This is a genomic window from Methylobacterium sp. AC433, assembly GCF_979253015.1.
In genome coordinates this window covers 270,865-276,864 of the sequence record NZ_CEEDBN010000005.1, presented here as the reverse complement: position 1 = coordinate 276,864, position 6,000 = coordinate 270,865, and the positions used below count along the sequence as shown (strand labels likewise).

Annotated in this window: 4 protein-coding genes; 1 reads left to right on the top strand and 3 read right to left on the bottom strand. The window is 72.2% G+C overall.

The annotated features are described in order from the left end of the window. Window positions 1-405: 405 nt before the first annotated feature. Window positions 406-2,481 carry a M23 family metallopeptidase gene (locus tag AC0IWM_RS10900; RefSeq protein WP_471754863.1) on the top strand — a complete coding sequence of 692 codons (2,076 nt, stop codon included), beginning with the start codon at window positions 406-408 and terminating at the stop codon, window positions 2,479-2,481. A 39-nt stretch (window positions 2,482-2,520) separates the two neighbouring features. Here the strand turns inward: AC0IWM_RS10900 and gluQRS are convergent, their stop codons facing one another. From gluQRS to AC0IWM_RS10885, 3 genes are read right to left on the bottom strand one after another with little or no spacing between them, the layout of a single operon-like run. Continuing rightward, window positions 2,521-3,429, bottom strand: a complete 909-nt coding sequence (gene gluQRS, locus AC0IWM_RS10895) for a tRNA glutamyl-Q(34) synthetase GluQRS (RefSeq protein WP_471754861.1) — start codon at window positions 3,427-3,429, stop codon at window positions 2,521-2,523. Window positions 3,430-3,455: 26 nt separating this feature from the next. Beyond that, entirely contained in the window at window positions 3,456-3,737 is a 282-nt protein-coding gene (locus AC0IWM_RS10890) for a hypothetical protein (RefSeq protein ID WP_471754859.1), read from the bottom strand. 38 nt (window positions 3,738-3,775) lie between these two features. Then, window positions 3,776-5,884, bottom strand: a complete 2,109-nt coding sequence (locus tag AC0IWM_RS10885; protein WP_471754857.1) for an ATP-binding protein — start codon at window positions 5,882-5,884, stop codon at window positions 3,776-3,778. Window positions 5,885-6,000 lie beyond the last annotated feature (116 nt).

The following is a 6,000-nucleotide window of genomic DNA, read 5'->3' as shown; positions in this document are numbered from 1 at the left end:
CCCCCACAACAGGGGATCCGCAAGAGCAAAATCGCCGCCCACGCTTCTCTTTCTCAGATTCACTTGTCAAAGAACACAAATCACCAGCCCAAACCAAACAGCAAAGCCCGCCCAGAAATCCAGGCCAAACCCCGCGCTCGTCTCAGGAGATGCAAAAGCAAGCCGCCAACCCCGTTGGCCGCCCGCCGATGAACCGGGGTATACGGACCACGCCCGAGCCCGTCAACACCTTTGTGAAGAAATTTTCGCACCCGCCGCGGCCAGCGTTCTCCCGGCGCCGGTGACGGCGGGTTCGAAACGTGCCTCAATCTCGACATGCTGGGCCACGACATCGTTGGCCGGCCGCACTGCGGCGCTCCGGGCCTCGATGCCGGACCGGCGAACCGAAGATCAGGAACCACTCCATTGAAGCGCGGCCGTCTGAAGATCGCGGAGCAGGACGGCCCGGGCCAGGCCGGCGCCGGCGAGGCCCGGGCGGCCGCGCGCCTTCCCGTGGGCAACCTGCCCCCCCTCGATCTCCTCGGCCCGGACGCGACGCGGATCGACCGGCGCGACGTCAACCTGCGCTGGCTCTGCGCCAGCGCCCTCACGGGCCTGACCGGTGCGGCCCTGATCGGCGCGGCGATCCACGTCTCCCTCCAGAGCGAGGTCTCCTTCGCGGCGATCCCGGAGCGCGCGTCGAACGCCGTGCGGCCGACCGTGAGCGACGGCACCGCCAACGTCGCGCGCAAGAGCGACCGCCTCGTGCGCAACCTGATGATCGCCTCCGCCAAGCAGAGCTTCCGCTCGCCGGTGACCGTGCGGCTGGGCGACCGCGAGATCATCAAGGTCCGTCCCTTCATGCGGGTCTCGACCGCGCTCTCGATGACGACGGGCGTCTTCGCCACCGAGATGCCCCGCTTCGACCCCATGAAGCTCAGCACCGACGAGCCGCTGGAGCGCGCGCCGGAGCCGGGCCTCGGCGACGCGCCGGGGGCGGAAGTCTCGGTGATCAAGCGCGATCTCGCCGGGATCGAGGTCGAGCCGGGCGCGCCCGCCCTCTCCGACGACGACGTGGCGGCGCAGATCGAGGAGGAGCGGCGCCTCTCGGCCGAGGCGGGACGCCGCGCCGCGATCCCGATCGCGCCGCAGATCATGCTGTCCCGAACCCTGCAGCAGGGCATGGCGACCTCCGCCTTCGACACGGCCGCGCGCCTCGGCGACGAGGGCTCGCCCTTCAAGTCCATCGACGTGCTGGTGGTGCCCGAGAACGTGACCAGCCTCGCCAAGAGCGGCGCCGGGGCCGAGCCGCCCCTCGTGGAGGAGCGCGACCTCGCGCTCAAGCGCGGCGAGACCCTCGAGGCCGCACTCCGGAACACCGCCCGCGCCAGCGACGAGCAGATCCGCGGCATCGTGGCGGCCCTCGGCGGCCGCACCCGGACGGCGGACCTGTCAGAAGGCCAGCAGTTCCGGCTGCAGGTCGCCCCGGGCCCCAGGCCCGGTGATCCCCGGCAGGTCACCCGCGTGGTGCTCTACGGCGAGAACGGGATCGAGGGCATCGCCGCCATCAACGACCGCGGCGGCTTCGTGTCGGTGGCGCCGCCGACGGAGGATGCCCCCTCGCGCGCGGCTCCCGTCGTGGCCGAGGCATCGGACGATGGCGAGGAGGAAGGCGGCACAGGGCCTCGCCTGTACCAGAGCCTCTACGAAACCGCGGCCCGGCACGACCTGCCGCGCGGCGCCGTCGACGACCTCGTCAAGATCTTCGGCTACGACGTCGACTTCCAGCGCCGGATCTCGCAGGGCGACAGCCTCGACATCTTCTACACCTTCGACGACGAGGGCGCGCAGGGTTCCACCGACCGTCCGGAGCTGCTCTACGCCGCGCTCAATCTCGGCGGCGAGGCCCGGAAGGTCTACCGGTTCCAGTCCCCCGACGACGGGACCATCGATTATCTCGACGAGCAGGGCCGCTCGCTCAAGAAGTTCCTCATCCGCAAGCCCATCGCCGACGGCATCATGCGCTCGGGCTTCGGCTACCGCCGCCATCCCGTTCTCGGCTACGCCAAGCTCCATACCGGCGTCGACTGGGCGAACCCGATCGGCACCCCCATCGTCGCCGCCGGCAACGCGACGGTGCTGAAGGCGGAGTGGGATTCGGGCTACGGGCGCCGGATCGAGCTGCAGCACATCAACGGATACGTCACCACCTACAACCACATGTCCCGCTTCGCCCGCGGCATCACCGCGGGCGCCAAGGTGCGCCAGGGCCAGGTGATCGGCTATGTCGGCTCCACCGGCCTCTCCACCGGCGCCCACCTCCATTACGAGGTCATCATCAACGGCCACTTCGTGGACCCGATGAAGATCCGCGTGCCGCGCGGGCGCGAACTCGACGGGCGGATGCTCGCCGAGTTCACCCGCCAGCGCGAGCAGATCGAGGGCACGATGCAGAAGTCGCGCACGGCCTCCGCCGTGGCCCAGCGCGACGTGATGCGCTGACCGGCAGTCCCCGACTCCGTCGAGGCCCGAAGGTCCGGTTCAGCGAAAGCCGAGCCGGTCGCGAATGTCCGGACCGGTGGCGCCGGCGGCACGCAGGTCGGCGAGGGTCTGGGAGCCGCGGGATTTCGCCAGCTTCTCGCCGGAGCGATCCAGGAGCAGGTCGTGGTGATGGTAGCGCGGCGACGGCGCCCCGATCAGCGCCTGCAGCAGCACGTGCAGGTCGGTGCTGGCACGCAGATCGGCGCCGCGGACCACGTGGGTGACCCCCTGCTCGGCATCGTCCATCACCACCGCGAGGTGGTAGCTCGTCGGCACGTCGCGGCGGGCGATCACCGGATCGCCCCAGCGCCTCGGGTCGGCGGCCTCGACCCGTTCCGCCCCGGGGCGGCGGACGCCCCCCCTCCCCTCCCCCGCCTCGACCGCGAAGGTCCGCACGACCTGCGGCCCGGGTGAGGCCGCAGCGGCAGCCGCCCCGTCGAGGCGCCAGGCATGCGGCTCACCGGCGGCGCGGCGGCGATCCGAGATGACCCTCGGCAGAACGCGGCAGGTGCCCGGATAGAGCGGAGCGCCGTCGGGATCGCGCGGCGCGGCCGCCCCGCTGGCGACGGCCCCGGCCTCCACCGCCGCCGCGATCGCGCCGCGGGAGCAGAAGCACGGATAGGCGAGACCGCGTTCGGCGAGGGACAGCACCTGCCGGCGATAGCCCGCGAGGTGCTCCGACTGGCGACGCTCGGGCGGCGCGAACCGCAACCCGAGCCAGGCCAGGTCGTCGCGAATGGCCTGGACCAGTTCGGGCCGCGACCGCACCGGATCGATGTCCTCGATGCGCAGGATCAGGCGGCCGCCGGTCCCGTCCGCCAGGGCTTCGTTGAGGAGGGCGGAGAAGGCGTGTCCGAGATGCAGCCGTCCGTTCGGGCTCGGTGCGAAGCGGAACACCGGGGCGTTCACGGACGGGTCCCTCCGATCGTCGCCCGTCAGCCGCCGGCGCGGCGCAGGCAGCTTGATTCCTTCGGCACGCAGGCGATGCCCGGCAGCGAGCAGGCGATGCCGTCCGCGCCGCGCTGGCAGACACGGCAGCCGTCGCCCCATTCGGCGCAGGCCGTATCGGCGCTCGGCTCGGCCTGGGCGCGCGGGTGCGAGGGCGCCGGCACCGCGGCCCCGATCAGGACCGTCGCGGCGGTGAGGGCGACGACGCTCCAGGCGACGCGGCGGTCGTGGCTGCGCGTCGGCGCGTCGGAGGTGAGGTCATCGGCCATGGCGCGGTGTTCGCGCGGGAGGCGCGACGTGTCAACGCTCAAGCGGCGGCCGCACGGCGTGCCAGCAGGTCCGGCAGGGCGCGCAGGTCCAGCGGCTTGGCGAGAAAATGATCGAAGCCGGCCGCCCGCGCCTCGCGCTCGTCGTCGCGACCGGCATTGGCCGTGAGGGCGACGAGCCGCAGGGCCGGCGACCGCTGCTCGGTCTCGCCCGCGCGGATGCGCCGGGCGGTCTCCAGGCCGTCGAGACCGGGCATGCGGATGTCGAGGAGGGCGAGATCGAAGGGCGCTTCCTCCGAAGCCTCCCGGATGCGGGCGAGCGCCTCCTCGCCGTCCCGGGCCACGACGACCACGGCCCCGAGACGCTGGAGCGCCTTGGTGGCCAGGAGGGCGTTGATCGGATTGTCCTCGGCGAGGAGCACGCGTGGGCCGCCGGTGACCGGAACGCCCCGGGGCTCCCGCTCAGGGTGCTCGGCCTCCTGCAGAAAGGTCGTCCTCGCAGCCGCGACGCCGTCCATCCGCGACGAGGCGGGTGCCAGCAACCGGTCGAACAGCGACCGGGCGCGAACCGGCTTCACGAGGTAGCTGTCGAAGCCCGAGGCCGCCGGGGCCCCGAAATCGCGCCGGTCGAAGGGCGACAGCAGCACGAGGCAGCAGCGCACGCCCCGGCGCCCGGCCTCGCCGGACAGCGTCCGCACCGCGCCGTCCCCCAGGGTTCGATCGGCCAGGACCGCGTCGAAGGCCGCATCGGTCAGGGCAGCGAGGCCCGCCTCGAGGTCGGGCACCACCTGCGCGACGGCGCCCGAGCGGGTGAGCCGGCGGACGAGATAGGGGGCCTGGAACGGGGAACTCGCGACGATGAGAACCCGGCGGCCATCGAGGCGCGGGGGCGGTTCACGCTCCGCCTCGGCGATGCCGAGGGGCAGGGCAACGCCGAAGACGCTGCCTGCCCCGGGCTGCGAGGTGGCGTCGATGCGCCCGCCCATCCGCGTGACGAGGCGGCGGGTGATGGCGAGGCCGAGCCCGGTTCCCTCGTGCCGCCGGCTGGCGCTGTCGTCGCCCTGCTCGAACTCCTCGAACAGGCGCGGGATGCGCTCCTCGGGGATGCCCGGGCCGGTATCCGCGATGGCGATCCGCAGGTGGCCGTCGCCGTAGCCGAGTTCGACGCCGACGCCGCCGGAGGCGGTGAACTTGATGGCGTTGCCGGCGAGGTTGATCAGGATCTGGCGGACCCGGTCCGCGTCGCCGACCACCAGGCGCGGCACCTCGTCGGCGATGTCGACGGCGATCTCGATGCCCTTGTCCTGGGCGCGCGGCGCGAGCAGTTCCACCACGGCCTCGGCGATCTCCGCCGGATCGAAGGGCTCCGCGGCCAGATCGAGGCGACCCGCCTCGATGCGCGAGAAGTCGAGGATGCCGTCGATCAGGGTCAGCAGGGCCTTGCCGGAGGTTCCGATGGCTTCGACGTAGGTGCGCTGCTCGGGATCGAGGCCGGTCTCCAGGACGAGGTCGGCCATGCCGAGAATCCCGTTGAGCGGCGTGCGGAACTCGTGGCTGACGGTGGCGAGGAAGCGCGATTTGGCCACGTTGGCCGCCTCGGCCCGGGTCAGCGCCTCGTCGAGGGAGCGTGCGGATTCGACTCGCTCGGTGATGTCGGCCCCGGCGCGGAGCCATTGCGTCTCGCCGGTGCTGCCCGGGACCGGCATCTCGGTGAAGGCGTACCAGCGCGGTGCCCCCGAGACGGGTGCGAGCTGCATCTCGACGAAGCGGACGCCGTCCGCGTGCCGGACGACGGGCCCCGTCTCCAGCACGTCGGGCTGGCGGGTCGTGCCGAGGAGCGATAGGGGCTCGGCGCCGACGAGGCGGCCGAACCCCGCATTGGCGAAGGTGATCCGCCCCTTGGAATCGCGCTGGACGATGATCTCCGTCGTCGCCTCGACCAGGGCGCGATAGCGCTCCTCGCTTTCGGAGAGGCGCCAGATCCGGTCTTCGAGCAGCTCGGTCCCGGCGCCGTCCTGCAAGACGGGCCGATGGATGTCCACGGGCCGATGGCTGTCGGCGGCCTGGTGGGTGCGGGCACGCAGGACCCAGCCCGCCAGGAAGGCGAGTCCGGACGGGAGGAGGACGAGGACGACGTCCTGCAGAGTCATGAAGCCAGCCTCCGGCAGGTCGAGGGCCTGCCGGGTCCGACCATGCCGCCCGAGCCTGAAGGCCGGCTTTCGAAAGGCCGTTAAGGATTGGTAGCCGCGGCGCATCGCCGTCGACG

Excerpts from the sequence above, each read along its gene's own strand:
- AC0IWM_RS10885 (WP_471754857.1), bottom strand. The coding sequence starts at position 5,884 with ATGACTCTGCAGGACGTCGTCCTCGTCCTCCTCCCGTCCGGACTCGCC.
- AC0IWM_RS10890 (WP_471754859.1), bottom strand. The coding sequence starts at position 3,737 with ATGGCCGATGACCTCACCTCCGACGCGCCGACGCGCAGCCACGACCGC.